Raw genomic sequence first — 24,305 nt, forward strand, 5'->3', positions numbered from 1 at the left:
GTTACTTAAACCGTCCTTGGAGGGACACTTCTATGCGTCATTTCACGCTCGCTTCTCTTCTCGCAACTGCGCTCACGGTCGGCCTGATGGCGGCAACCCCGTCGATGGCCCAGACCGCGCAGCCGGCGACCAAATCCGACAGCAAGATGGCTCCCGCGCCGAAGGCCCAGGAGTCGAAGATGGCGCCGGCTCCGAAGGCCGATCTGCTCGACATCAATTCGGCGACGGTCGACCAGCTCGAGGCGCTGCCGGGGATCGGCAAGGCCTATTCCGCCAAGATCGTCGCCGGCCGTCCCTACAAGGGCAAGGACGATCTGGTGCACAAGAACATCGTCCCGCAGGCGACCTACGACAAGATCAAGGACCACGTGATCGCCAAGCAGAAGAGCTGATTTGCTCTCTTACCTCTCCCCGCTTGCGGGGAGAGGTCGGATCGCCCTTGCGATCCGGGTGAGGGGGTACAGGTCCCTCGGCAATCTTTGCTCGGAGAGAGGCCCCTCACCCCAACCCTCTCCCCGCAAGCGCGGGGCGAGGGAGCAGAGCGGCGCCAGACCCTAACCCTTCCTCACATCTCCCGCGTCCGCTTCGCTGGCTTCCAGCGAGGCCGGCTCCAGATGGTAGCGCTTGGTCAGCGGCATCTGGGCGATCGCAAAGATCATCGTCAGCGGAATCACGCCGAACGCCTTGAAGCCGACCCAGAAATCGGTCGACTGGGTACGCCAGATGAATTCGTTCAGAAGCGCCATCCCGAGGAAGAACAGCGCCCAGCGCAGGGTGAGGATGCGCCAGCCCTGCGGCGTCAGATTGAACATCTGATCGAACATGATGGCGATAAAGGAGCGGCCGAACAGCAGGCCGCCGCCGAGGATCGCGGCGAACAGGCCGTAGATGATGGTCGGCTTGACCTTGATGAAAGTCTCGTCGTGCAGCACCAGCGTCAGCGTGCCGAACACGATGACGATGACGCCGGTGACGATCGCCATCATGGGCACATGCTTCGTCACCATATAGGACGCGATCATCGCCGCGATGATCGCCACCATGAACGCACCGGTGGCGACGAACAGACCGAATTTGGCGTTGGCGCCAAAGAACACGAGCAGCGGACCGAGTTCGGTCGCGAGCTTGAACAGCGGATGCGGCTGGGTCTTGTCCATCTTAACTTTCGATCCCTGCAATCGCCTGCGCAAAATCCCGCGCGGTAAACGGCGCCAGATCGTCGACGCCTTCGCCGACGCCGATGAAGTGCACCGGCAGTTTGAATTTCTCCGACAGCGCCACCAGGATGCCGCCCCGCGCGGTGCCGTCGAGCTTGGTCATCACAAGGCCGGTGACGCCTGCGGTACGATGAAAAGCCTCGACCTGCGACAGCGCATTTTGTCCCACCGTGGCGTCGAGCACCAGCAGCACCGCATGCGGGGCCGAGGCGTCGACCTTCTTGATGACGCGGACGACTTTTTCGAGCTCTTTCATCAGCTCGGCCTTGTTCTGCAATCGCCCGGCGGTGTCGATCAGCAGCACGTCGATCTTCTGCTCCTGCGCCGCCGTCAGCGCATTGAAGGCCAGGCTCGCCGAATCCGATCCCTGCGCGCCCGCGATCACAGGCGATTTGGTGCGCTCGCCCCAGACCTTCAACTGTTCGATCGCCGCGGCGCGGAACGTGTCGCCGGCCGCCAGCATCACCTTGCGGCCCTCGGCGCTGAGCTTCGCCGCCAGCTTGCCGATGGTGGTGGTCTTGCCGGAACCGTTGACGCCGATCACCAGGATGACGAACGGCTTTTGATTGGCATCGATCACCAGCGGCCTGGCCACCGGCGCCAGCACCTTCTCGACCTCGGTCGCGACCACCGCCTTGACCTCATCCGCCGAGATCGCCTTGTCGTAGCGGCCGGCGCCGACGGCGTCCGCGATCCGCACCGCCACTTCGGTGCCGAGATCGGCGCGCAGCAGCACATCCTCGATATCATCGAGCATGGCGCGGTCGAGCTTTCGCTTGGTGACGAGGTCGGCAACGGCTGACCCGATCGAACTCGAGGTTCGCTTCAGGCCGCTCGAAAGCCGCCGCCACCAGCTCAGTTTTGGAGTTCCGGGAGTGGTATCGCTCATGTCGGACGTGTGTTAGCGGTTTCGCGCCATGAACGAAAGCCACAACCAACCCATTGAAATTGCGGACCTGACCGCGGAAGAAATTCAGGCCCGGGTGCTCCACCGCGACGGGCTGATGCTGGTCATCGACAAGCCCTGCGGCCTGCCGGTGCATCGCGGCCCCAAGGGTGGCGCCAATTTGGAAACCTCGTTCGATGGCCTGCGATTCGGCCTGCCGCGGCCGCCGGTGCTGGCGCACCGCCTCGACAAGGACACGTCCGGCTGTCTCGTGCTGGGACGCCATCGCAAGGCCACGGCCTCGCTCGGCCTGCTGTTCAAGCACGGCAAGATCGGCAAGACCTATTGGGCCGTCGTCGAAGGCGGACCTGCCGAAGATGAAGGCACCATCGACATGGCGCTCGGCCGGCTCAACGTCGAGCGCGGTTGGTGGCAGAAGCCGGATCCGGATGGTCAAAAAGCCGTCACAAACTGGAAAGTGCGCGGCCGTGGCAATCGCCTCGCCTGGTTAGAGCTGGAACCGGTCACCGGCCGCACCCATCAATTGCGCGTGCACTCATCGGCCACGGGCTGGCCGATCGTCGGCGACAACATCTACGGCAACGGCCCCCGCTTCGGCGAGCCGCGCCTGCATCTGCATTCCCGCGAGATCGTGATTCCGATTTCAAGGAACAAGGAACCGGTCCGCGTGGTCGCGCCGGCGCCGGAGCATATGCGCGAACGGCTCAGGGTGTGCGGCTGGAATGGGGAGTAGCCCCAACTCGTCATGGCCGCGCTTGACCCGGCCATCCACGTCTTTGCTGCTCATTTGCTGCTCAAGAGAAAGTAAGTCGTGGATGCCCGGGACAAGCCCGGGCATGACGGAGAGCTAAACCGTCAGCCGCGCGCCGTCATGTCCGATCATCGTCAGCGCCTGCACCGCGCCCGGCGCTTCCCCTGCAATCGCCACCGGCAGAAAATGCTCCGTCCGGCCCTGCCTTCCGCTCTCGATCAACACCTGTCGCGTCGCACCGATTTCGGCCGCCAGCCGTTTCCGCAGCGCCGCCTCACCCGTCGCGCGCAAGCGCTTCGCACGTTCCTTGATAGCCTCGCCCGCGACCTGCGGCATCCGCGACGCCGGCGTGCCCGGACGTTTGGAATAGGGAAACACATGCAGGAAGGTGAGATCGCATTCTTCGACCAGATCCTGCGAACGCGTGAACATCTCTTCGGTCTCGGTCGGAAAGCCCGTGATGATATCCGCGCCGAGCGCGATGTCCGGCCGCAGCCGCCGCACCTGCGCGCAGAAGTCGATCGCATGGCCGCGCGAATGCCGGCGCTTCATACGTTTCAGAATCAGGTCGTCGCCGGACTGCAGCGACAGATGCAGATGCGGCATCAGGCGTTCATCGTCGCCGATGACGTCGAGCAGGTCGCGATCGGCTTCGATGGAATCGATCGATGAAATCCGCAAACGCTTCAGTTCCGGCACATGCCGCAAAATCTGTTTTGTCAGCTGGCCGAGTTTTGGCGTGCCCGGCAGATCGGCGCCGTAGCTGGTGAGATCGACGCCGGTCAGCACGATTTCGGCATGACCACGCTCGACCAGCGTACGCACCTGATCGACCACTGCGCCCATCGGCACCGAGCGTGAATTGCCGCGGCCGTAGGGGATGATGCAGAAAGTGCAGCGATGGTCGCAGCCGTTCTGCACCTGCACGAACACCCGCGGCAGGCCGCTCTGAAACCCTTCCAGCAGATGCGGCCCCATCTCGGTGACCGCCATGATGTCGGCGACCGCGATCTTCTCGCTGGCCGCGATGCCGAAGCCGGAATCGAATGCCGCACGCGCGCTGCGCCAGGCCTCAAAGCGCATCTTCTCGTCATTGCCGACGACGCGATCGACTTCGATCATGCCGGCAAACATTTCAGGCTGGGTCTGCGCCGCGCAGCCGGTGACGACGATGCGCGCATGGGGCCGCTCGCGCTTCAACCGCCGGATCGATTGCCGCGCCTGCGCCACCGCCTCGTTGGTGACCGCGCAGCTGTTGATGACGATGGTATCGGAAAGGCCCGCGCTCTCGGCCTCGTGCCGGATCACTTCGGATTCAAAGGCGTTGAGGCGGCAGCCGAAGGTGAGGACGTCGACGCTCATCGAATTGTTTTTCGTTTGAGCATGATCTCCGAGCAAACGCGTTCCGCGTTTGTCGAGGGAAAACCGCTTCACACTTTTCCGGATCATGCTCAGGCGACGCTGGCGAACAGCGCCGGATCAAAGCGGCCTTCATATTCGAACGTTGCCGTGCCGGTCATCAGCACATGGTCGTCGCGCTCGCGCCATTCGATCGAGAGCTTGCCGCCCGGCAGCGACAATTCGACGATGCGATTGGTGCGCTTCAGCCGTGCCGCCGCAACCGCGGTGGCGCAGGCGGCCGAACCGCAGGCCCTGGTCAGGCCGGCGCCGCGCTCCCAGGTGCGCATCGTGATGTGGTCGCGATCGACGATATGGGCGAGCGTGATGTTGGCGCGATCGGGGAAAATCGGGTGATTTTCCAACAGCGGCCCGAAACGCTCGAGGTCGTAGGCGTCGACGTCGTCGACCCAGAAGATCGCGTGCGGATTGCCCATGTTGACGACCGACGGCGAATGCAGGATCGGTGCGTCGATCGGCCCGACTTGCAGTTCGATGTAACGCGTGTCGCGAAACTCTTCGGCGAGCGGAATTTCCTGCCAGCCGAATTTTGGCGCGCCCATGTCGACCGTGTAGAGATCGGGCTGCGGCCCCTGCCAGCAATTGAGCAGACCCGAGCGGGTCTCGAAGGTCACCGCCGTCTGGCCGGTTTTCTCGAACAGCCGCCGCACCACGCAGCGCATGCCGTTGCCGCAGGCGCCGGCTTCCGAGCCGTCATTGTTGTAGATGCGGATAAAGGCCTCGGTGCCGTCCAGCCGCGGCGGCTGCAATACCATCAACTGGTCATAGGGCACGCCGGCGGGCGAGGCGACGGCGCGCGCTTCTTCCGCCGTCACCTTGGCCGGCTTGTCGCGCAGATCGACCACGACGATCTCGTTGCCGATACCGTTCATCTTGGCGAATGCGTGATTGGCCAGCGCGCTCATGGAATTTCCCAATTTCTGCCTGCTTATATGGCGAATGGTGGCCGATTGCCTAGTGTGCAGGGGTGCATGACGCATCTGTCATGGGACGAAGGCGGACCTTGCATGTTAGGGATGGCGGCGCTTTGTGGTCGTGAGCGGGAACATGCCGCGACCGCCTGGGGATGGATGGAGAATGCCTGAAATGAACCGTATCAGCCGTTTCCGCTCGGCCATGGCCGCGCTGGTCCCGATGGTAGCAATCGCATTGGGCGGCCCTGCGTTGGCGCAATCGCCGGCACCAGCCGCCTCGCCAACTGCCAGCCCCTCCGCGGCACCGGCGCCCGCCGCTTCCCCTGCCCCGGCGGAGACGCCTTCACCCGCGGCATCCGCGATCCCGGCACCGGGAACCTCCCCCGCGCCGGTGGCAAGCCCGTCGGTTGTCCCCTCACCGCCACCCGCGGCCGCCCAGACGCCGGCCACGCCCCCTGCCGCGACCGTTCAGACCGCCGATCCCTTTGGCGAGCAGTTCACGCTGGAGCCCAGGAAGGTGGTGGTCATGAAGGGTACCGCCAATTGGGACTCGGCATTCGACACGCTTATCGATTCGTTCAAGGCGCTGAATGCGCTGCTCGACAAGCAGGGCATCAAGGCCGCCGGCAATTCGATGATCGTCTACACCTCGACCGACGACAGCGGCTTTACGTTCCTGGCCGAAATTCCAGTCGACCAGGAGCCGAAGAACCTGACCAAGGACATGAGCATCGGCAAATCGCCCGAGGGCAAAGCCCTGAAGTTTGTCCATCGCGGCTCCTACGACAACATGGACAACACCTATGAGGCGATCACCAATCACCTCGACGACAAGAAACTTGAAGCAAAAGACACCTTCGTCGAGGAGTACATCACCGATCCCTTGAAGACCGCAGAGGACAAGCTGGTGATCAACGTCTATGTGCCACTGAAGTGAGAGACATGAAGCATCCGCTCGCGTTTGTTATCGCCACAGCCGTGCTGGTGGCCACGCCCGCATTGGCCCAGACGGTGCCGCCGCCAGCCATCTCCGTGACCGGCGAAGCCAATGTGTCGGTGCCGCCGGATCTGGCGCAGATCGATGGCGGTGTTGCCACCGACGCCAAGACCGCGCGGGAGGCGTCCGACGCCAACAACGCGGCGATGGGCAAGGTGCTGCTGGCGCTGAAAGGTGCCGGGATCGACGAAAAGGATTACCAGACCTCGCGGCTGTCGCTGCAACCGCAATATGCGACCTCGTCCAAAACCGCGGAGCGGCCAGGCGTCGTTGGGTTCCGCGCCAGCAACCGCGTCACGATCAAGATCCGCGATGTGACCAAGGTCGCAAGCGTGATCGACGTGCTGGTCGGCGCCGGCGCCAACGAGATCGGCGGCATCAATTTCATCGTAACGCAGCCGTCCAAGCACCTGGACGAGGCCCGCGAGAAGGCGATCGCGGACGCGCGCCGCAAGGCCGATATCTATGCGAAGGCCGCCGGCGTCACGCTCGGCGAGCCGATCAGCATTTCCGAGGAGGGCGCGGCCGTCCCGGTGTTCCGCAGCAAGGTGGCAGCGCCGATGGCCGTCGGCGCGCCGGTGGCGCAAGGCGAAGAGACGCTATCGGTTTCGGTGAGCGTGTCCTGGGCGATCAAGCCCGCGCAGTAAAATGCGATGTCGTCCCTGCGAACGCAGGGACCCATAGCCACCGATGCCAATTACTGAAAATGGCTGGAGCCACAGCTCGGCATAATCTCGTCTTGCTGTGGTTATGGGTCCCTGCGTTCGCAGGGACGACAAGACGTTAAACCTCGAAAACCTGCCCGGGCTTCAGGGCCGCAAACCGCTCGCGCGGAATCTTCGCTTCGTCCAGCGCTTCGCCCAATGCAGTCACCGGCGCGTCGATCGCCTCGTCGGTGAGCTGGAACGTGCCGTGATGATGCGCCAGTGCCGTTTGCGCGCCGCAATCGGCCAGCGCCTTCACGGCGTCCGACGGGTTCATGTGCTGGTCGCGCATGAACCAGCGTGGTTCATAGGCGCCGATGGGCAGGATCGCCAGCCGCAGCGGGCCATGTGCTTCGGCGACCCGGCGAAAATGCTTGCCGTCGCCGTAGCCGGAATCGCAGACGATGTAGAGTTTGCCAGCCGGAGTCTCCAGCACAAAGCTCGCCCACAGCGCCTTGTTACGGTCGAACAGCCCGCGCGCCGACCAATGCCGCGTCGGCACCAGGGTCACGGCGATGCCGTTGCCGAGTTCGACGCGATCCTTCCAGTCGAACGCTTCGACTTTGATCGCTTCATCCGCGTCGCGCATGGTGACGTCATTGCCGAGCGGCGTGATCACGCGCGGCGAAAACACTTTCGCGAGCCTCGACAGCGTCGCCAGATCGAGATGGTCGTAATGGCCGTGCGACACCAGCACGACATCGATCTTCGGCAGCGCGTCGAACGCGATACCGGGATCGTTGTGCCGCTTCGGCCCGGCCCAGGAAAACGGCGAAGCCCGCATCGACCACACCGGATCGACGAGAATGTTGAGGCCGCCGGTCTGGATCAGCCAGCTCGCATGGCCGACGAACGACAGCCGCACCTTGTTGCCGTCAACGCGCGGCGGCGGCGTATCGGCATGCGGGCTCGGCACCCAATCCGGCCAGCTCGCGCGCTGCCGGCCGCCGCCGAACTGCCAGCGCAGTACCTCGGCCAATGATTTCGGCGGCGAACCATCCGGATCGAAGAAGGTCAGGCCGTCGAAATGGTCGGAGACGGGGCCGTCATAGGTTTTCATGCGGGACATCCAGACAGACGGCGCACCGGCGGCCAGGCCGAGACCGGCGAGGACTGCAAAAACACGGCGGCGGGTAATGGGCACGGGCGCGATCACATAGAGCGGGAGAAGGGTACGGGGCGTTATATGGCGTGCGCGGACCAAGTTGGAACCCGCGGCGGAGAGAACGCTCACCGATCCGCTATTTCGACATAAAATATAGTTACTTCAATGCTTTAAGTCAGAAACACTCGGGCATTTACCCCTAGTTTCTCCTTGACTTTGATGGCTTCCGGGCGTTTAACCCCGGCACTTCTCGGAAAGACGTTCTTTTCGACCCGCCGCCCGGCCCTTGAGACCGGAGGCCAACGCCCGACAGCGCGATGCGCCCTCGGGCGTAAACGTGTTTGGAAATTCGTCCTGAGGCAGGACAGAGGATAACGGCATTGTTCGACAATCTGTCGGAAAAGCTTGGTGGGATACTCGATCGGCTGACGGGGCGCGGGGCGCTGTCCGAAAAGGACGTCGATGCCGCGATGCGCGAGGTGCGCCGCGCGCTGCTCGAGGCCGACGTCTCGCTCGACGTCGTCCGAAGCTTCATCGACCGCGTGCGCGAGCAGGCGATCGGCGCCACCGTCGTCAAGTCGGTCACCCCCGGCCAGATGGTGGTCAAGATCGTCCATGACGAGCTGGTCGCCACGCTCGGCGCCGACGGCCAGACCATCGACCTCAATGCGGTGCCGCCGGTCGCGATCATGATGGTCGGTCTGCAGGGCTCCGGCAAAACCACGACCACCGCAAAACTCGCCCGCCGCATGACCCAGCGCGACAAGCGCAAGGTGCTGATGGCCTCGCTCGACATCTATCGCCCCGCGGCGATGGAGCAGCTCGCCGTGCTCGGGCGCGATCTCGACATTCCGACGCTGCCGATCGTGGCCGGCCAGAAGCCGGCGCACATTGCCAAGCGTGCGCTGGAAGCCGCCAAGCTCGGCGGCTACGACGTGGTGCTGCTCGACACCGCCGGCCGCACCACGCTCGATGAAGAGATGATGTCGGAGGCCGCGGAAATCAAAACCGTCGCCAGCCCGCATGAAGTGCTGCTGGTCGCGGATTCTCTGACCGGCCAGGACGCAGTCAATCTTGCGCGCTCGTTCGACCAGCGCGTCGGCCTCACCGGCATCGTGCTGACAAGGGTTGATGGCGACGGCCGCGGCGGCGCCGCGCTGTCGATGCGCGCGGTCACGGGAAAGCCGATCAAGCTGATCGGTACCGGTGAAAAGACTGATGCGCTGGAGGATTTCCACCCCAGCCGTATCGCCGGCCGCATCCTCGGCATGGGCGACGTGGTGTCGCTGGTCGAGAAGGCGGCGGCGAATATCGACGCCGAAAAGGCCGCGCGCGTCGCCGAGAAGATGCGCAAGGGCCAGTTCGATCTGGCCGACATGCGCGAGCAATTGCTGCAGATGGCGAACATGGGCGGCATCAGCGGCCTGATGGGCATGATGCCCGGCATCGCCAAGATGAAGAACCAGATCGCCAACGCCGGGATCGACGACAAGATCATCAAGCGCCAGGTCGCGGTGATCGATTCGATGACGCGGCAGGAGCGCAAGAGCCCCGACCTTTTGAAAGCCAGCCGCAAGAAGCGCATCGCGGCCGGCGCCGGCGTCAAGGTCGAGGAAGTCAACAAGCTCCTGAAGATGCACCGGAACATGGCCGACATGATGAAGGCGATGGGTTCGGGCAAGCGCGGCCCGATGGCCGGCATCGCGCAGGCGATGGGATTTGGCGGCGGCGGCATGCCGTCGGCCGAACAGATGAAGGCGCTGGCGGAGAAAATGCCGGGTGGCGCAGGCCCGGGCGGCATGCCCGCGCTGCCGAAGGATATTCCGGTGGGCTTGCGTCAGGGCCTGCCGAATTTGCCGGGCCTCACGGGCCTCAGCGGCAAGCCGACGCTGCCGGGCCTCGGCGGCTTCCCCGGCAAGAAGAAATAATCGCGATCAATTCACCCTCATTCACATCAAACCAAACTTACGGAGACTAAAATGTCAGTCGTTATCCGCCTCGCTCGCGCAGGCACCAAGAAGCGCCCGGTCTATCACGTCGTCGTCGCCGACTCGCGCTTTCCCCGCGACGGCCGCTTCATCGAGCGTCTCGGCCATTTCAATCCGCTGCTGCCGAAGGACAACGAAGCCCGCCTCAAGCTCGACATGGACAAGGTCAAGTCCTGGCTCGCCAAGGGCGCGCAGCCGTCCGACCGCGTCACCCGTTTCCTCGATGCCGCCGGTGTCGTGAAGCGTGCCGCGCGCAACAACCCGGAAAAGGCCGTGCCGCGCAAGGAGCGCAAGGCCGCCGCCGAAGCCGCCGCGAAGTCATAAGCGTTAGCGGCGCGGGGCGGTGGCAGCACCGATTTGTGTCGCCCGGATCGGCGCCGCGCATGGCGTGCGCGGCGCGGTAAAACTGTGGACGTTTACCGAAGACCCGCTGGCCGTGAGGGATTACGGTCCGCTGACGACCAAGGACGGCGCGCGCCAGTTCGAGCTGGCGCATGCCCGTGAGGCGAAAGATCATCTGGTCGCGACGTTCAAAGGCGTCGCCACCCGCGAGGACGCCGAACGACTCAACGGCATCGAGCTCTACATCGCGCGCGACAAGCTGCCTGAGACCGACGACGACGAATATTACCATGCCGATCTGATCGGGCTCGCCGCGGTGAATGCCGCCAACGAACCGCTCGGCCGCGTCGCCGCGATCCACAATTTCGGCGCCGGCGATATCATCGAGATCGCACCATCGCAGGGCCCGACGATGCTGCTGCCGTTCACCAATGCCGTGGTGCCGACGGTCGACCTTGCGGGCGGCCGCGTCGTGATAGAACTGCCCAAGGAAATTGAGGGCGACGACGTTCCGACACTTACGTGATCGGTTATTGTATGACCTATTTGAAATGACCTATTTCAAATGACCTGTTTCAAATGACCTGGCGCGCCACCATCCTCACGCTATTCCCGGACATGTTTCCGGGCCCGCTCGGCGTCAGCCTGGCGGGCAAGGCACTGGCCTCCGGGCTGTGGGCGCTGGAAGCCCGCGACATCAGGGCATCGGCCACCGACCGCCACCGCAGCGTTGACGATACTCCGGCCGGCGGCGGGCCCGGCATGGTGCTGCGCGCCGACGTCCTGGCTGCGGCGATCGACGCCGCCGATACCGGCCAGTCCCCTCCAAAGGATCGACCAAGGCTCCTGATGAGCCCCCGAGGTCGGCCATTGACCCAGTCCCGGGTGATTGAGCTCGCGGCAGGTCCCGGGCCGCTGATCGTCTGCGGCCGGTTCGAGGGCATCGACGAGCGGGTGATTGCGGCCCGCGGGCTCGAGGAGGTCTCGATCGGCGATTACGTGCTGTCGGGCGGTGAAGTCGCCGCCATGGTGCTGGTCGACGCCTGTGTCCGGCTCTTGCCGGGGGTCATGGGAAGGCTGGCCTCGGGGACCGAAGAGAGCTTTTCCGAGGGACTACTGGAATACCCTCAATATACCCGCCCGCAGGAGTTCGAGGGCCGGACAATCCCGGAAATCCTCACTTCCGGCGACCATGCCAAGGTCGCCGCCTGGCGCCAGGCCGAGGCTGAAGCCCTGACAAGGGCGCGGCGACCGGATTTGTGGGCGATTAAGGCGCGCCAAAAACGCCCAAAAAGCACGACAGACGGGTGACAAGCGCGCTTTGATGCCTTATACGGGCGCCAAATCCGCAGCATACAGCAGGATAGATGGACGTTCGCGCAGCCCGCGCTGGACTGGCTGGGCGCGCCGCCGATGGAGATTTCAATGAACATCATTCAACAGCTCGAAAAAGAGCAATTCGACAAATTGGCCTCGACCAAGTCGATCCCCGAATTCGGCCCCGGCGACACCGTGATCGTCAACGTCAAGGTGGTCGAAGGCGAGCGCACCCGCGTGCAGGCCTATGAAGGCGTCTGCATCGGCCGTTCCGGCGGCGGGCTCAATGAGAGCTTCACCGTTCGCAAGATTTCCTACGGCGAAGGCGTGGAGCGCGTCTTCCCGGTAATGTCGCCGATGATCGACTCGATCAAGGTGGTGCGCCGCGGCAAGGTGCGTCGCGCCAAGCTGTATTACCTGCGCCAACTGCGCGGCAAGTCGGCCCGCATCGTCGAGAAGACCGAGCGTGCGGCCGCCGTCGGCGAGTAATTCGTCTCCTGCAGGGGGATGTGACCAAAAGCGCGGGGTTTTGCCCCGCGCTTTTTTGTTGGCCTTGTCGTTGCGAGCGGAGCGAAGCAATCCATACGTCCCCAGCCGCGCTATGGATTGCTTCGCTGGGCTCGCAATGACGGTGGATATAAACGCATATCGCGCTTAGATACCTCATGTGCTATGAGGCTAGAATGGTTCCAGATCAAACCAGCTTTGCAGGCCGGCGCGTTGATCCCTTCGTGATCGACGACCGCTCGCGCCTGCCCGGCCGTTTCTTCGGACGCTTTGCGACCTCGGCGACGTCAGAGCTTAGCTGCGGCCTTTGATGCCGCGCTGACTGCCCGTTGCTTGCGCTGATAACCGCGCTGACCGCTCACACAGAATCATTTTTGGAGCTTACGCTCATGTCCAACCCCACCACGCTGTACGACAAAATCTGGAACGACCATCTGGTGCACGAAGCCGATGACGGCACCTGCCTGCTCTATATCGACCGCCATCTGGTGCACGAGGTGACCTCGCCGCAGGCATTCGAAGGCCTGCGCATGACCGGTCGCAAGGTTCGCGCACCGGAGAAGACGCTGGCCGTCGTCGACCACAACATCCCGACCACCGACCGCTCGAAGCCGAATCCAGATCCGGAGAGCATCGAACAGATGAAGGTGATGGCCGACAACGCCAAGGAATTCGGCATCACGTATTTCAACGAGCACGACAAGCGCCAGGGCATCGTGCACGTGATCGGCCCCGAGCAGGGATTTACGCTGCCCGGCACCACCATCGTCTGCGGTGACAGCCACACCTCGACGCATGGCGCGTTCGGCGCGCTGGCGCACGGCATCGGCACGTCCGAGGTCGAGCACGTGCTGGCGACGCAGACGCTGATCCAGAAAAAAGCAAAAAACATGCGTGCGGTGGTCGACGGCAAATTGCCCGACGGCGTCACCGGCAAGGACATCATCCTGGCGATCATCGGCGAGATCGGCACCGCGGGTGGTACCGGCTACGTGCTGGAATATGCCGGCGATGCGATCCGCGCGCTGACGATGGAAGGCCGCATGACGGTCTGCAACATGTCGATCGAAGGCGGCGCCCGCGCCGGCCTGATCGCGCCGGATGAAAAAGCGTTCGAATTCCTCAAGGGCCGCCCGATGTCGCCGAAGGGCGAGGCGTGGGACGCCGCGATGCGCTACTGGGAAACCCTGCGCTCGGACGAAGGCGCGCATTTCGACCACGAGATCCGGCTGGATGCGGCCAAGCTGCCGCCGATCGTGACCTGGGGCACCTCGCCCGAGGACGTGGTGTCGATCACCGGCATGGTGCCGGATCCCGACCAGATCGCCGATGAAGCCAAGCGGCTCTCAAAGCATCGCGCGCTGAAATACATGGGCCTGACCGCGGGAACGAAGATCACCGACATCAAGCTCGACCGCGTGTTCATCGGCTCCTGCACCAACGGCCGCATCGAGGATTTGCGCGCGGCGGCGAAAGTCGCCGAAGGCAAGACCGTCAGCGGCCACGTCAGCGCGATGATCGTGCCGGGCTCGGGCATCGTGAAGGAACAGGCGGAAGCCGAAGGCCTCGACAAGATCTTCATCAAGGCCGGCTTCGAATGGCGCGAGCCGGGTTGCTCGATGTGTCTGGCCATGAATCCCGACAAGCTGTCGCCGGAAGAGCGCTGCGCCTCGACCTCGAACCGCAATTTCGAGGGCCGGCAAGGCTTCAAGGGCCGCACGCATCTGGTGTCGCCGGCAATGGCGGCCGCGGCAGCGATCGCCGGGCATTTTGTTGATATCAGGGAGTGGCGTTAACGCGCGTTGCCTCAACATCGAGGCGTTCTGGCAAGGCCTCGTTAAGGCGCGGGGCGCAGACTGGCTGCTTGCGGGAATGATCATCGCGAGGAGCCTGAAGTGGCCGATAAACCAGAATATGTCGATATGATCAGCGAGGCGACGCGCCAGAGCCGGCGCAACGTCTCGCGCATCGTCGATCTCGTCCCCGCCACACCCAAGGACACAAGGCGCCTCAGCAACTGGCCGCCAGAGCACTGGCGGGAATGGCGGCTGGAAGCGCTGACGCCGTGGAAGATCAAGCCCTGGAAGGGCAAGGACTGGGACTGAGCCTGCGCGCTCGTCACGCTATTCAGAAAACAGGCGCCCCAGCGGGCGCCTGCTTTGTTTCAACTCACCCTGGCCAAGGGGTTTGATGAGGCTCAGCCGCGCCTCGTCGGGAACTCGATCCGGCAGCGTCAACACTTTGCTAACGGCCGGCTGGTAAACTGACCCTTAACCAATCAGAAAATCGATAGCTGGCTTCGGATCCCCTCATGTCGGGGGCTTGATCCGGCGTGGCGCCGTGCCGGCACGGGCGCGGTTCTCAGGCCGGTCGCAGCGGTTCGGCAGCAGCAAATTTCACTCCAGAGAGATCCAGAAATGATCGCCAGATTTCAGAACCTGCCCATTATTGCCAAGATCGCGGTGCCTGCCGCGATCGTCGCCCTTGTGGCAGTCGGGATCGTCGTCCAGGCCTCGATGGCGCTGAGCAACCTTTCCGCGACGGCGGCGAGCCTCGTCGACGGCAACGCGATGCGGGTGCAATACAGCCTGCAGGCCGAGAGCCATTTCAACAGCGCCGCGGTGAGCGAGAAGAACGTCATCCTCTCCGGCACCGACGCCAAGGCGATCAGCCAGAACGTCGAGTCCTATGGCAAGGCCACCGATGCCACGCTGGAAGCAATCGATCGGCTGGCGACCGTCACCACCGCTCCCGAGCAGCGCCAGTTGATCGACACCATGCGAACCGCGGTCAAGGACCGCCGGGTCGCCAGCGCCAAGGTGTTCGAACTAGCGGCCGCGGGCAAGATGGAAGAAGCCTTCGCCTATTCGCGCAATGTCGTGGCCAAGCATCGCCAGACCGCGATCGCGGCAGTGGGGCAACTCATCACCATCAATACGGACGCCATGCGCGCCGCGCGCGACGCGAGCGTCGCCAGCGCCGATTACACCCGTCTTTTACTCCTGGTCGGGGCGATTGTCGGCCTGCTGCTGGCCTTTGCCATCCTCGGCTGGATCGCGTTCGGCCAGATCGCCCAGCCATTGCGGCGCATGACGCTTGAAATGACCAAGCTTGCCGGAGGCGATCTCGATATTTCGATCGTTGGCGCCAACCGGACCGACGAGGTCGGTGGTCTCGCCAAGTCGCTCACCGTCTTCAAGGAGAACGCGATGACGGCGCGACGCCTCGAAGCCGAACAGCGCGAGGAGCAGATCCGCAAGGAAGCCCGGCAGCGCGCGATCGAAGGTTACATCGCGACTTTCGACGTCCAGGTCTCCGAAGCCCTGCAAACGCTGACCGCGGCGTCGGCCGAGATGCACGCCACCGCCGGCAGCATGACGGCAACGGCGGAGGAAACCAGCCGGCAGGCCACCGCTGTCGCCAACGCCTCCGACGTCGCCTCCGCGAACGTGCAGACGGTTGCCGTGGCGACCGAGGAACTGCATGCCTCGATCAGCGAAATCTCGCGCCAGGTCGCGCAGGCGTCCCAGACCGCCAACCTTGCGGTCGCCGAGACCGACCGCACCAACAAGACCGTCGAGGGCCTGGCCGAAGCGGCACAGAAGATCGGCGAAGTCATTTCGCTGATCCAGAACATCGCGTCGCAGACCAACCTGCTGGCGCTCAACGCCACGATCGAAGCGGCGCGCGCCGGCGAGTCCGGCAAGGGCTTTGCCGTCGTCGCCACCGAAGTGAAGGCGCTTGCCACCCAGACCGCCAAGGCGACGGAGGATATTTCAGCCCAGATCGCCGCCATCCAGCAGGAGACCGGCAACGCCGTGACGGCCATCAAGACGATCGGAACGACGATCGCCCAGATGAACGAAATCGCCACGGCGATCGCTGCCGCGGTCGAGCAGCAGAGCGCTGCCACCCGCGACATTGCGCAGAACATCCAGGAAGTTTCGAAGGGAACGACCGAGGTATCTTCGAACGTCGGCAGCGTCAACGACGCCGCCAACGAGACCGGCGCCGCGGCGTCGGAAGTGCTGACGGCGGCCGACGACCTCAGCCATCAGTCGGAGAAGCTGCGCGCCGACGTCAACACTTTCCTCGATCTTATTCGCGCTGCCTGATCCGCTTCCCATTGCGCGAGAACGGAATCAACGCCATCACGCTCATCTCCTGAGCGCGATGGCCGCGCCCGTCACCAATACGGCCCGAACCCGAAGCCGAAGGTGAACGGCGCCGGTGCGTAATAGGGATATGGCCGGTAGTAAGAGGGCCGCGCGTAATAGCGGGGTCCGTAATACGGCCGGTAGTATGGGTACGGTCGATAATATCCGTAACCATAACGGCGCCCGTAATAGCGTTGCGCGCTGAAGTCGGTCGCACCTGACGTGCCGGCGGTTTGTTGCTTCGTTTGCGACGATGCCGCGGCGGCCGAGTTGACCGCCGCCGGGCCGGCAAACACCAGAGCGCCCGCGACAGCAGCCGCTCCGATCAAGGTCTTCATGACAATCTTCCTCTCTCTCCTGATCAAGATCATCAAATAACAGGCAGCAATCGCGCCCGTTTCGTGGCAGTCACCTTGATGTGAAAACAGGCCCGCGATGAACGGGCCTGTTCACTTCAAAAACGCAAATTCGCGATCACCAGCGGCGATGATGGTGACGATGATGATGATGCCGACGATGGTGGTGATGACGATGCCAGCGATGATGACGATGTCGCCATCCCGCCTCCGTCGTCTCAGGTCTGACATCCTCATGAACGGCGGCAGCAGCGCCAGGGTTGCTCAGCGACAACGCGTTAGCGCGCTCGGCTGGCGCGGCTATAACGAGCATGGCGCCAACGGCGGCAAGCCCCAGAACTTTTATCACCTGCATTATGTAGTCTCCTTGGTCCTTCAGCGATGAGCTTACGCTCACGCGGGATGTCACGTTCGTGACGAGCGGTGCTCGACAAGCAGCCGCTACGCCGCGACGCAGTTCACAGCTTGAAGCTGAGGACGTGAATGCGAACTGAATGACTGCGCCACGAAGATGAACAGGGAGCGTGTTCATCAGTTCCGATTAATTTCAGCGACGCGTCAAACCGGCGCAGACTGCCGCCGCATCCTCTGCAGACACTCCGCATTCATGAGACCGTCAGGATTTCAAATCATGAACGCTTCGACATCGCGCGTAGTGACGGCCATTCTCGTTATGGCTCGCCGACGCAGATACGTTTGGAACGCTGATCGATTTGGAAGCTAGCGAAGTGTCGTGCGCGGGCGCTAGCCGGGCCGCCAGTAGCAGTTCATGCGTGGCGTAATGACGGTGCCGCTCGGCCGGTATTCCTGCACATAGGTCGCTGTGCAGCTGCGCACCGCATTCGGCCCCGGATTATAGCGCGGATAGACATCGGGCTCCCACTGGTCCTGCCGATAAATCGGCACGCGGCGAAGCGGCCGCCGGCGTTGTGCGGAGGCGTCGGTGGCGACCGGCTTCGGCGCCTGTGCAGTGCGTATCCCGGACGGTGCCGTCTGAGCCTGTGCGCCACCATCCGGCAACACGAACCCGGTCAAAATCGCCACTGCCGCCGCCGTCACAATCCGCTTCATTCCGCCCACCCAAAGCCTGTTATCGGGCGGTACGGTCTCCGATTGCCGCGCCAAGGTCAACCTTGCGATGATCTTCAAAATCAGTAGGCGCGCAAAATGAGTAGGCGCGCCGGTGGAACACGCGCTAAACAGGCGCGATGTGGAAGGAAGCAAAAGCACCGTCGCTCGCCGAAATGGAAGCCATGGCGCATGAGGTTTTCGAGCGCCTGCCAAAGGGCTTTCGAACCCTGTGCGAGGGCGTGATCATCCGCGTCGATGATTTCCCCACTGACGATGTCCTCGACGAAATGCAGGCGCAAACCGAGTTCGACCTGCTCGGCCTGTTCCAGGGCGTCGGCCTGCCGCAGCAAAGCAACAACGACGTCGCCCGCCTGCCCAATATGGTCTGGCTCTACCGGCGGCCGATCCTGGACTACTGGGCCGAGCATGAGGAAACGCTGGGCCACATCGTCCGCCACGTCCTGATCCACGAAATCGGCCACCATTTCGGCCTGTCGGATGCCGATATGGAGGCGATCGAGGCCCAAGAGGGGTAGAGCGGGGTAAGGGCGGGGCCAGGAGCGGGGTAGGATTGCGCAAATTGGCCTTTTGCCGGGGGCGTTTTCGCGATAAATCAACGGCCCTATCCCTCATTTCAGCCGGGAAGTACGATCGATGGACAAGTTCACCACACTGGAAGGCGTCGCTGCGCCCCTGAAGATCATCAATGTCGACACCGACATGATCATTCCGAAGCAGTACCTGAAGACCATCAAGCGTACCGGCCTTGGCAAGGGTCTTTTTTCGGAACAGCGCTACAAGGATGACGGCAGCGAGAATCCGGATTTCATCCTCAACAAACCCGCCTACCGCAATTCCAAGGTGCTGGTCGCAGGCGACAATTTCGGCTGCGGCTCGAGCCGCGAGCACGCGCCGTGGGCGCTGCTGGATTTCGGCATCCGCTGCGTGATCTCGACCTCGTTCGGCGACATCTTCTACAACAACTGCTTCAAGAACGGCATTTTGCCGATCCGCGTCACCCAGGACGACCTCGACAAACTGTTCGACGACGCCGAGCGCGGCGCCAACGCGACGCTGACCATCGATCTCGCAGCCCAGGAAATCCGCGGCCCCGACGGCGGCACCGTGAAGTTCGAGATCGACCCGTTCCGCAAACATTGCCTGCTCAACGGTCTCGACGACATTGGCCTGACGATGGAGAAAAAGGCTTCCATCGACACCTACGAGTCCAAGGCCAAAAAAGAGCGCGCCTGGGCCTGATCGCGGTCGCGCGCTTCGCTCGACAATAGAGACGACGCCGATGCGGCCTGACGTCGTCACCTTCTGGCATGGCCCGCTCGATGCGCTGCGGCAGACATGCCTGCGATCGCAGGTCGCAGCGGGCCACAAGGTTACCGTCTACAGTTTCGACCCGCTTACCGGCCTGCCCGACGGCGTCGGCAACGCCGAGGCCGAAGCGATCCTGCCGCATTCCTTTTCCGAGCGGCTTCGCCCGCCGCAGCCGGACGGCAGCTGGCGCGACTGGACCATCCTGCAGTTCAGCGATTTCTTCCGCATGCGGCTGATGGCGGAAAAGGCCGGCCTATGGCTCGACGCCGATGTCCTGCTGCTGAAGCCGGTCGAGATCGATCCTGCAAAACCCTATTTCGCCTGGGAGCGGCCGCGCCAGCTCGGCAATTCGGTTTTGTATCTGCCCCCTAGCGATCCGATCGTGACGGCGTTCGAAAATCTGATGATGCAGGACGAGCTGACGCCGGACTGGCTGGCGCTGCGCCATCGGATCACCTTCGCGCTCCGTCAACTCAGCGGCAAATCGAACCGCCTCTCCGATATCCGCGTCGCGATCTTTGGTCCGGCCGCGCTCACCGCACTCGCGCGCCGCGGAGGCGAATTGCAGTACGCATTGCCGAAGCAATCGTTCTATGCGGTCCACGCCGAGCCGAAACTGTTTTTCGAGCCGAGCGATTTTTCGGCGATGCTCGCCGATCCCCAGATCATCGGGCTGCACATCTCGCCGAAAGGCCGCGGCAGCCAGCAGCCGATTCCCGGCAGCCTGTATGCCTGGGCGGCGGAGAAGTTTGGGGCTCACTAACTTACCCTCCCCTGGAGGGGGAGGGTCGACGCGAAGCGGCGGGGTGGGGTGACAGTCTCTCCCCTTGAACAGTGCCCGAGTGGAGAGATCACCCCACCCCGTCTCACATTTCGCTGCGCTCCATGTGAGCCGACCCTCCCCCTCCAGGGGAGGGTAAAAAAATCAGTGCCCCATCGTGGCGATCGCGTCCGCAATGGCAATGGTGCGCTTGGCCATCTCAGCATGCAGCCGTTCCACCATCCGGCCGTCGAGCTGGATCGCGCCGCGCGAGGCGTTTTCGGGCTGCTGGAACGCCGCGATGATCTTGCGCGCTTCGGCGACTTCCTCGGCCGGCGGCGTGAAGATCGCATTGCAGGCCTCGATATGGCTCGGATGGATCAGCGTCTTGCCGTCGAACCCGAGATCGCGCCCCTGCGCGCATTCAACAGCAAAGCCGTCGACGTTGCTGATATCGCTGTAGGGCCCGTCGAGGATTTCGAGCCCATGCGCGCGTGCCGCCAGGATGCAGTGGATGATCATCGGGATCATCGCGGCGCGGCCCGGCTGCATCCGGATGCGCGTTTCGCGCGAAATGTCGTTCGGTCCGAACACAAAGCCCGCGAGACGCGTTTCCGAATCCTTCGACGCCGCGGCGAGCTTGTCCGCGTCCAGCACCGCGCGCGAAGTCTCGATCATGGCCCAGACCCGGATCGAGGTATCCGCGCCGATGTCGCTCAGGCGATCGGCGATGGCGTTGAGATCGGCGACGCTGGAAATCTTGGGAACCAGGATGCCGTCGGGCCGCGTCTTGCCGGCCATGGTGACGTCGTCGATCCACCACGGCGTATCCAGGCTGTTGACCCGGATCAGCACCTCGCGCTTGCCGAACCCGCCGGCCGCGATGGCCTTGGCGATCTGGTCACGGGCCAGCGCCTTGGCGTCCGGCGCCACCGAATCCTCAAGGTCGAGGATGATACCGTCGGCGGCAAGGTTGCGCGCCTTTTCCAGCGCCCGCGCATTCGATCCGGGCATGAACAACAGGCTGCGGCGCGGACGGATCATGGGCTGGTTTCCTAAGGGGCTTTTTGCACCCCACGCGATATCATTTCAAACAGCCCGCCGAAAGCCTTGTTCCTGTCATCGGTCTATGGTTAGGCAAGGGCCATGACCGCATTTCCGCAACATCTGCTCGACGGCTACCGGACCTTCACCTCGCAGCGACTGCCTACAGAACAGTCACGCTACCGGGAACTGTCCGAGCGCGGCCAGTCGCCCGCTGTCATGGTGATCGGGTGCTGCGATTCCCGCGTCTCGCCGGAGGTGATCTTCGACGCCGGCCCGGGCGAACTGTTCGTGGTCCGCAACGTCGCCAATCTGGTGCCGGTCTATCAGCCCGACGGCGGTGCCCACGGCGTATCCGCGGCGCTCGAATATGCGGTCAACGTGCTCCGCATCAAGCATATCGTGGTGCTCGGCCACGCCCAGTGCGGTGGCATCAAGGCCTTCATCGACAAGATCGACCCGTTGTCGCCGGGCGACTTCATCGGGCGCTGGATGGCGATGTTCATCAAGCCGGGCGAAATCGTCGAACAGCGCGAGCGCGAAACGATGCAGGACTTCACCGTCAGGATCGAGAAAGCCGCGATCTTCCGCTCCCTGGAAAACCTGCTGACGTTTCCGTTCGTGCGCTCGCGCGTCGAGCGCGGTGAAATGGAACTGCACGGCGCCTATTTCGGTGTCGCCGAAGGCTCGCTGTTCGTGCTCGATCCAACGGCGAAGGAATTCCGCGCCGTCAGCGAGATGCAAGGCAGCGTCTAGGGACTACGCCGCTTTCTTCTTCGCGCTGATCAGCTTGCGGTTGATCAGGCATTCGGCGATCTGCACCGCGTTCAGCGCCGCACCCTTGCGCAGATTGTCGGAGACGCACCACAGCGACAGGCCGTTCTCGACAGTGTTGTCCTCGCGGATGCGGCTGATATAGGTCGCGTCTTCGCCGGCGGCTTCATAAGGCGTGACGTAACCGCCAGGCTCGTGCTTGTCGATCACGAGGCACCCCGGAGCATTGCGCAGGATGTTGCGCGCTTCATCGGCTGTGATTGGATTCTCGAATTCGATATTGACGGCTTCGGAATGGCCGACGAACACCGGCACGCGCACGCAAGTCGCGGTCAGCCTGATTTTGGGATCAAGAATCTTCTTGGTCTCCATCATCATCTTCCACTCTTCCTTGGTGTAGCCGTCCTCCATGAACACGTCGATTTCGGGGATGACATTGAAGGCGATACGCTTGGGGAATTTCTTGTTGATCAGTTCGCTGTTGGTGTAGACGGCCTTGGTCTGCGAAAACAATTCGTCCATCGCATCCTTGCCGGCGCCCGACACCGACTGATAGGTCGCGACCACGACGCGCTTGATGGTGGCTTTGTCGTGCAGCGGCTTCAGCGCCACCACGAGCTGCGCGGTCGAGCAGTTCGGGTTGGCGATGATGTTCTTCTTGGTGAAGCCGGTCACGGCGTCGGCGTTCACTTCGGGCACGATCAGCGGCACGTCCGGATCCATCCGCCAGGCCGACGAATTGTCGATCACGACGGCGCCGGCGGCGCCGATCTTCGGCGACCATTCCTTCGACACCGCACCGCCGGCCGACATCAGGCAGATGTCGATATCGGAGAAATCGTAGTGCTCGAGCGCCTTGCACTTCAGGGTGCGGTCGCCATACGAAACTTCCACGCCCACGCTGCGGCGTGACGCCAGCGCCACCACCTCGTCCGCGGGGAATTTGCGTTCGTCGAGAATGTTGAGCATTTCCCGCCCGACATTGCCGGTCGCTCCGACCAGCGCGACTTTGTAACCCATCGTTCACTCTCCGACGAAAAATGCCGTCCCCCCGCCCGCGGCGGAAAGGGAAGAGGCAGCGCTTCTATGCGAGAAACATGCTCAAGACAACGTTTGCAAGAACGTTTGACAGTTGCGTTTGGGCCGTTTGATGCAGTCCTTTTCGGCCGAACCGGCCAAGTCCCATTACAAGTCCCATTATACGACGAGAATCCATCCGGCGCTGACCAGCTTTGCGGACGAGGTCCGCGGTACGCTGGCAAGGCTGGTTGCGTATGTAATGACCCTGGCGCTGCTCGCCATAGGCGGCATGGCGATGTGGGAGCAATTGCCCGATGCCGCGGCGATGGCCCCCTCGGCGAGGGACGCCTCATTAAAGGACGCCTGGAGCCTGGTCGACCGCTCGTCGCGCGCTTTCGCCGTCAGCCAGTTTGATCGGCATGACAAAACAGAGGCTTACGAGATTTTTCGGCACCCGAAGGGCGGCCGCCGGGATGTCTTCCAGTGGCGCGGCGCCGACAAACAGCCGGTCGCCGAACTCGAGATCTATCGCCCGGGCAGCGAACTCGGCCATGCCGGTCCCGCGATCGCGGAGATCGCCGCTCGTATGGACCCGGGCGGCCTGCGCGAGTTGGAAGCCGCGGGCCTGATCGACAGCAAGTTCGGTACCGTGACCCTGCTGCGGCTGGTCAGCGGCGCTGAGGCAGCCCGCGGCTGCCTCGGATTCATGAAGCGCGTCAGCGACTTCCATTTCCGTATCTCCGGCTGGTCGTGCCAGGGCGACAATCTGCCGGCCCGCCGCGCCGCGATCTCCTGCATGCTGAACCGGCTGACCCTGCTCAGCACCGGAAACGACCCGAAACTGGCGGAAATATTCGCCCGCGCCGAACTCAGGCGCGCGGACTGCGCGACCTCGGCCATGCCGGCCCTGTCGGCGGATTGGCTGACTGGCCGAGACAACCCGCAATTGCGCGGCGCCTTCTAATTGCCATACCGCGCCAAGATACTGGTTTTCATGAAACTTTTTCGCCAGTGCCGGCATTATTGTGGTCCGGTGTGGCGCAATTGACCTAGTGACGCCCACCCTGCCGCGGCTACAATGAGCGCCAACCCGATTTGGTGATCGGCTCCAAGGGGCTGACAATGACGAGGATGCGATGACCCCTAAATTTCCTGCTGCGAGCAAGCTCGTGGTGATGCTTGCTGCAGCCGCCCTCGTTGCGGTCGGCGCGACCGAAGCCAGCGCCCAGTCCAGGGCTCAATACGACAAGGACGGGCGCCCCCATTACGGACGCAATGGCCCCAACCGGGTCTACCAGCAGGGCCCGAACACCCGCGTTTACGTCACGACGCGCTCCTGGCTCGACGCCGGCACCGAAGTTTTGCCGGGCGACCGCAAATTCCAGGATTACGCGTTTCCGCCGGATCTCGGCTACCCGTCATTCGCGCGCGAAAATCTCAATCGCCCGATCGACCGTCAGCCGCTCAACCCGCCGTCGGACATGGGCGGCTATCCGCAGCGCTTCCCGCTGTATTGAACCAAAGCCAACAGTGTCGTCCCGGCCCCGAGCCGGGATCTACCGTGTTGAGAGTCAAGAGGCGGCAGCGCCTTTCCAAGGCTGTCCCGACCTGATTACGGCATTGGCG

Annotated in this window: 29 protein-coding genes; 19 read left to right on the forward strand and 10 right to left on the reverse strand. The window is 63.3% G+C overall.

Annotation, left to right across the window (positions count from 1 at the left end):
- Positions 1 to 32 precede the first annotated feature (32 nt).
- The gene (locus JQ575_RS26435; RefSeq protein WP_212036062.1) at positions 33 to 392 is read left to right on the forward strand and encodes a helix-hairpin-helix domain-containing protein; all 360 of its coding nucleotides are present in this window, start codon (positions 33 to 35) and stop codon (positions 390 to 392) included.
- 162 nt (positions 393 to 554) lie between these two features.
- Here the strand turns inward: JQ575_RS26435 and JQ575_RS26440 are convergent, their stop codons facing one another.
- Both JQ575_RS26440 and ftsY read right to left on the reverse strand, forming a co-directional pair.
- On the reverse strand, positions 555 to 1,157 hold the full coding sequence (locus tag JQ575_RS26440; RefSeq protein ID WP_212036063.1) for a septation protein A: 603 nt from the start codon (positions 1,155 to 1,157) through the stop codon (positions 555 to 557).
- Position 1,158: 1 nt separating this feature from the next.
- Positions 1,159 to 2,106, reverse strand: a complete 948-nt coding sequence (gene ftsY, locus JQ575_RS26445) for a signal recognition particle-docking protein FtsY (protein WP_212036064.1) — start codon at positions 2,104 to 2,106, stop codon at positions 1,159 to 1,161.
- Positions 2,107 to 2,134: 28 nt separating this feature from the next.
- On the opposite strand from ftsY, the gene JQ575_RS26450 reads away from it, so the two are divergent.
- A complete protein-coding gene (locus JQ575_RS26450; RefSeq protein ID WP_212036065.1) occupies positions 2,135 to 2,857 on the forward strand; it encodes an RluA family pseudouridine synthase in 723 nt (240 codons plus the stop codon).
- Positions 2,858 to 2,971: 114 nt separating this feature from the next.
- Here the strand turns inward: JQ575_RS26450 and mtaB are convergent, their stop codons facing one another.
- Entirely contained in the window at positions 2,972 to 4,237 is a 1,266-nt protein-coding gene (gene mtaB / locus JQ575_RS26455) for a tRNA (N(6)-L-threonylcarbamoyladenosine(37)-C(2))-methylthiotransferase MtaB (RefSeq protein ID WP_212036066.1), read from the reverse strand.
- An 89-nt stretch (positions 4,238 to 4,326) separates the two neighbouring features.
- Positions 4,327 to 5,199, reverse strand: coding sequence for a diaminopimelate epimerase (gene dapF / locus JQ575_RS26460; RefSeq protein ID WP_212036067.1), 873 nt, complete (start codon positions 5,197 to 5,199; stop codon positions 4,327 to 4,329).
- A 181-nt stretch (positions 5,200 to 5,380) separates the two neighbouring features.
- On the opposite strand from dapF, the gene JQ575_RS26465 reads away from it, so the two are divergent.
- Complete coding sequence (locus JQ575_RS26465) at positions 5,381 to 6,145, forward strand: GyrI-like domain-containing protein (protein ID WP_212036068.1); 765 nt, start codon at positions 5,381 to 5,383, stop codon at positions 6,143 to 6,145.
- A gap of 5 nt (positions 6,146 to 6,150) precedes the next feature.
- Positions 6,151 to 6,852, forward strand: coding sequence for an SIMPL domain-containing protein (locus JQ575_RS26470; RefSeq protein WP_212036069.1), 702 nt, complete (start codon positions 6,151 to 6,153; stop codon positions 6,850 to 6,852).
- Between the two features lie 136 nt (positions 6,853 to 6,988).
- On the opposite strand, the gene JQ575_RS26475 is transcribed toward JQ575_RS26470, so the two are convergent.
- Positions 6,989 to 8,053: an MBL fold metallo-hydrolase gene (locus JQ575_RS26475; protein ID WP_212036070.1), complete on the reverse strand. Its 1,065-nt coding sequence runs from the start codon at positions 8,051 to 8,053 to the stop codon at positions 6,989 to 6,991.
- Between the two features lie 341 nt (positions 8,054 to 8,394).
- Here JQ575_RS26475 and ffh point away from each other — a divergent pair, with 341 nt between their 5' ends.
- From ffh to JQ575_RS26515, 9 genes are all read left to right on the forward strand, one after another.
- A complete protein-coding gene (gene ffh, locus JQ575_RS26480; RefSeq protein WP_212036071.1) occupies positions 8,395 to 9,942 on the forward strand; it encodes a signal recognition particle protein in 1,548 nt (515 codons plus the stop codon).
- A gap of 51 nt (positions 9,943 to 9,993) precedes the next feature.
- Positions 9,994 to 10,326 carry a 30S ribosomal protein S16 gene (gene rpsP, locus JQ575_RS26485; RefSeq protein WP_192739327.1) on the forward strand — a complete coding sequence of 111 codons (333 nt, stop codon included), beginning with the start codon at positions 9,994 to 9,996 and terminating at the stop codon, positions 10,324 to 10,326.
- Between the two features lie 19 nt (positions 10,327 to 10,345).
- The gene (gene rimM, locus JQ575_RS26490) at positions 10,346 to 10,870 is read left to right on the forward strand and encodes a ribosome maturation factor RimM (protein WP_212036072.1); all 525 of its coding nucleotides are present in this window, start codon (positions 10,346 to 10,348) and stop codon (positions 10,868 to 10,870) included.
- Positions 10,871 to 10,923: 53 nt separating this feature from the next.
- Complete coding sequence (trmD, locus tag JQ575_RS26495) at positions 10,924 to 11,655, forward strand: tRNA (guanosine(37)-N1)-methyltransferase TrmD (protein WP_212036073.1); 732 nt, start codon at positions 10,924 to 10,926, stop codon at positions 11,653 to 11,655.
- Positions 11,656 to 11,769: 114 nt separating this feature from the next.
- Positions 11,770 to 12,150 carry a 50S ribosomal protein L19 gene (gene rplS, locus JQ575_RS26500; RefSeq protein ID WP_212036074.1) on the forward strand — a complete coding sequence of 127 codons (381 nt, stop codon included), beginning with the start codon at positions 11,770 to 11,772 and terminating at the stop codon, positions 12,148 to 12,150.
- Between the two features lie 194 nt (positions 12,151 to 12,344).
- Positions 12,345 to 12,479, forward strand: coding sequence for a hypothetical protein (locus tag JQ575_RS45790; RefSeq protein ID WP_283815156.1), 135 nt, complete (start codon positions 12,345 to 12,347; stop codon positions 12,477 to 12,479).
- Positions 12,480 to 12,557: 78 nt separating this feature from the next.
- On the forward strand, positions 12,558 to 13,964 hold the full coding sequence (gene leuC, locus JQ575_RS26505; protein ID WP_212036075.1) for a 3-isopropylmalate dehydratase large subunit: 1,407 nt from the start codon (positions 12,558 to 12,560) through the stop codon (positions 13,962 to 13,964).
- Between the two features lie 99 nt (positions 13,965 to 14,063).
- Positions 14,064 to 14,273 (forward strand): hypothetical protein, encoded by a 210-nt coding sequence (locus JQ575_RS26510; RefSeq protein WP_192739332.1) that lies wholly within the window; start codon positions 14,064 to 14,066, stop codon positions 14,271 to 14,273.
- A 312-nt stretch (positions 14,274 to 14,585) separates the two neighbouring features.
- Positions 14,586 to 16,283 (forward strand): methyl-accepting chemotaxis protein, encoded by a 1,698-nt coding sequence (locus tag JQ575_RS26515; protein ID WP_212036076.1) that lies wholly within the window; start codon positions 14,586 to 14,588, stop codon positions 16,281 to 16,283.
- Positions 16,284 to 16,354: 71 nt separating this feature from the next.
- On the opposite strand, the gene JQ575_RS26520 is transcribed toward JQ575_RS26515, so the two are convergent.
- The 3 genes from JQ575_RS26520 to JQ575_RS26530 all read right to left on the reverse strand — a co-directional run bounded on the left by JQ575_RS26520 (position 16,355) and on the right by JQ575_RS26530 (position 17,752).
- Positions 16,355 to 16,663 carry a hypothetical protein gene (locus tag JQ575_RS26520; protein ID WP_212036077.1) on the reverse strand — a complete coding sequence of 103 codons (309 nt, stop codon included), beginning with the start codon at positions 16,661 to 16,663 and terminating at the stop codon, positions 16,355 to 16,357.
- Positions 16,664 to 16,774: 111 nt separating this feature from the next.
- Complete coding sequence (locus JQ575_RS46165; RefSeq protein ID WP_212036078.1) at positions 16,775 to 16,918, reverse strand: hypothetical protein; 144 nt, start codon at positions 16,916 to 16,918, stop codon at positions 16,775 to 16,777.
- 507 nt (positions 16,919 to 17,425) lie between these two features.
- Entirely contained in the window at positions 17,426 to 17,752 is a 327-nt protein-coding gene (locus tag JQ575_RS26530) for a hypothetical protein (RefSeq protein ID WP_212036079.1), read from the reverse strand.
- Between the two features lie 137 nt (positions 17,753 to 17,889).
- Here JQ575_RS26530 and JQ575_RS26535 point away from each other — a divergent pair, with 137 nt between their 5' ends.
- The 3 genes from JQ575_RS26535 to JQ575_RS26545 all read left to right on the forward strand — a co-directional run bounded on the left by JQ575_RS26535 (position 17,890) and on the right by JQ575_RS26545 (position 19,844).
- Entirely contained in the window at positions 17,890 to 18,288 is a 399-nt protein-coding gene (locus JQ575_RS26535) for a metallopeptidase family protein (protein ID WP_212036080.1), read from the forward strand.
- A gap of 118 nt (positions 18,289 to 18,406) precedes the next feature.
- Positions 18,407 to 19,012, forward strand: a complete 606-nt coding sequence (gene leuD / locus JQ575_RS26540) for a 3-isopropylmalate dehydratase small subunit (protein WP_212036081.1) — start codon at positions 18,407 to 18,409, stop codon at positions 19,010 to 19,012.
- 40 nt (positions 19,013 to 19,052) lie between these two features.
- The gene (locus JQ575_RS26545; protein ID WP_212036082.1) at positions 19,053 to 19,844 is read left to right on the forward strand and encodes a hypothetical protein; all 792 of its coding nucleotides are present in this window, start codon (positions 19,053 to 19,055) and stop codon (positions 19,842 to 19,844) included.
- 162 nt (positions 19,845 to 20,006) lie between these two features.
- Here JQ575_RS26545 and JQ575_RS26550 read toward each other — a convergent pair whose 3' ends face one another.
- On the reverse strand, positions 20,007 to 20,885 hold the full coding sequence (locus JQ575_RS26550) for a CoA ester lyase (protein WP_212036083.1): 879 nt from the start codon (positions 20,883 to 20,885) through the stop codon (positions 20,007 to 20,009).
- Positions 20,886 to 20,987: 102 nt separating this feature from the next.
- On the opposite strand from JQ575_RS26550, the gene JQ575_RS26555 reads away from it, so the two are divergent.
- Positions 20,988 to 21,641, forward strand: coding sequence for a carbonic anhydrase (locus JQ575_RS26555; RefSeq protein WP_212036084.1), 654 nt, complete (start codon positions 20,988 to 20,990; stop codon positions 21,639 to 21,641).
- 3 nt (positions 21,642 to 21,644) lie between these two features.
- Here the strand turns inward: JQ575_RS26555 and JQ575_RS26560 are convergent, their stop codons facing one another.
- On the reverse strand, positions 21,645 to 22,679 hold the full coding sequence (locus JQ575_RS26560) for an aspartate-semialdehyde dehydrogenase (RefSeq protein WP_212036085.1): 1,035 nt from the start codon (positions 22,677 to 22,679) through the stop codon (positions 21,645 to 21,647).
- 130 nt (positions 22,680 to 22,809) lie between these two features.
- Between JQ575_RS26560 and JQ575_RS26565 the strand changes: the two genes are divergently transcribed.
- Both JQ575_RS26565 and JQ575_RS26570 read left to right on the forward strand, forming a co-directional pair.
- Entirely contained in the window at positions 22,810 to 23,643 is an 834-nt protein-coding gene (locus JQ575_RS26565) for a hypothetical protein (protein ID WP_212036086.1), read from the forward strand.
- A 172-nt stretch (positions 23,644 to 23,815) separates the two neighbouring features.
- The gene (locus JQ575_RS26570) at positions 23,816 to 24,196 is read left to right on the forward strand and encodes a hypothetical protein (protein WP_212036087.1); all 381 of its coding nucleotides are present in this window, start codon (positions 23,816 to 23,818) and stop codon (positions 24,194 to 24,196) included.
- The last annotated feature ends 109 nt before the right edge of the window (positions 24,197 to 24,305 follow it).

The sequence above is a fragment of the Bradyrhizobium sp. JYMT SZCCT0428 genome, from assembly GCF_018131075.1.
GTDB lineage: Bacteria > Pseudomonadota > Alphaproteobacteria > Rhizobiales > Xanthobacteraceae > Bradyrhizobium.

Coding starts and splice junctions, on each gene's coding strand:
- JQ575_RS26435 (WP_212036062.1), top strand. CDS start 33: ATGCGTCATTTCACGCTCGCTTCTCTTCTCGCAACTGCGCTCACGGTC.
- JQ575_RS26440 (WP_212036063.1), bottom strand. CDS start 1,157: ATGGACAAGACCCAGCCGCATCCGCTGTTCAAGCTCGCGACCGAACTC.
- ftsY (WP_212036064.1), bottom strand. CDS start 2,106: ATGAGCGATACCACTCCCGGAACTCCAAAACTGAGCTGGTGGCGGCGG.
- JQ575_RS26450 (WP_212036065.1), top strand. CDS start 2,135: ATGAACGAAAGCCACAACCAACCCATTGAAATTGCGGACCTGACCGCG.
- mtaB (WP_212036066.1), bottom strand. CDS start 4,237: ATGAGCGTCGACGTCCTCACCTTCGGCTGCCGCCTCAACGCCTTTGAA.
- dapF (WP_212036067.1), bottom strand. CDS start 5,199: ATGAGCGCGCTGGCCAATCACGCATTCGCCAAGATGAACGGTATCGGC.
- JQ575_RS26465 (WP_212036068.1), top strand. CDS start 5,381: ATGAACCGTATCAGCCGTTTCCGCTCGGCCATGGCCGCGCTGGTCCCG.
- JQ575_RS26470 (WP_212036069.1), top strand. CDS start 6,151: ATGAAGCATCCGCTCGCGTTTGTTATCGCCACAGCCGTGCTGGTGGCC.
- rpsP (WP_192739327.1), top strand. CDS start 9,994: ATGTCAGTCGTTATCCGCCTCGCTCGCGCAGGCACCAAGAAGCGCCCG.
- trmD (WP_212036073.1), top strand. CDS start 10,924: ATGACCTGGCGCGCCACCATCCTCACGCTATTCCCGGACATGTTTCCG.
- rplS (WP_212036074.1), top strand. CDS start 11,770: ATGAACATCATTCAACAGCTCGAAAAAGAGCAATTCGACAAATTGGCC.
- JQ575_RS45790 (WP_283815156.1), top strand. CDS start 12,345: ATGGTTCCAGATCAAACCAGCTTTGCAGGCCGGCGCGTTGATCCCTTC.
- leuC (WP_212036075.1), top strand. CDS start 12,558: ATGTCCAACCCCACCACGCTGTACGACAAAATCTGGAACGACCATCTG.
- JQ575_RS26515 (WP_212036076.1), top strand. CDS start 14,586: ATGATCGCCAGATTTCAGAACCTGCCCATTATTGCCAAGATCGCGGTG.
- JQ575_RS26520 (WP_212036077.1), bottom strand. CDS start 16,663: ATGAAGACCTTGATCGGAGCGGCTGCTGTCGCGGGCGCTCTGGTGTTT.
- JQ575_RS46165 (WP_212036078.1), bottom strand. CDS start 16,918: ATGAGGATGTCAGACCTGAGACGACGGAGGCGGGATGGCGACATCGTC.
- JQ575_RS26530 (WP_212036079.1), bottom strand. CDS start 17,752: ATGAAGCGGATTGTGACGGCGGCGGCAGTGGCGATTTTGACCGGGTTC.
- JQ575_RS26535 (WP_212036080.1), top strand. CDS start 17,890: ATGTGGAAGGAAGCAAAAGCACCGTCGCTCGCCGAAATGGAAGCCATG.
- leuD (WP_212036081.1), top strand. CDS start 18,407: ATGGACAAGTTCACCACACTGGAAGGCGTCGCTGCGCCCCTGAAGATC.
- JQ575_RS26545 (WP_212036082.1), top strand. CDS start 19,053: ATGCGGCCTGACGTCGTCACCTTCTGGCATGGCCCGCTCGATGCGCTG.
- JQ575_RS26550 (WP_212036083.1), bottom strand. CDS start 20,885: ATGATCCGTCCGCGCCGCAGCCTGTTGTTCATGCCCGGATCGAATGCG.
- JQ575_RS26555 (WP_212036084.1), top strand. CDS start 20,988: ATGACCGCATTTCCGCAACATCTGCTCGACGGCTACCGGACCTTCACC.
- JQ575_RS26560 (WP_212036085.1), bottom strand. CDS start 22,679: ATGGGTTACAAAGTCGCGCTGGTCGGAGCGACCGGCAATGTCGGGCGG.
- JQ575_RS26565 (WP_212036086.1), top strand. CDS start 22,810: ATGCAGTCCTTTTCGGCCGAACCGGCCAAGTCCCATTACAAGTCCCAT.
- JQ575_RS26570 (WP_212036087.1), top strand. CDS start 23,816: ATGACCCCTAAATTTCCTGCTGCGAGCAAGCTCGTGGTGATGCTTGCT.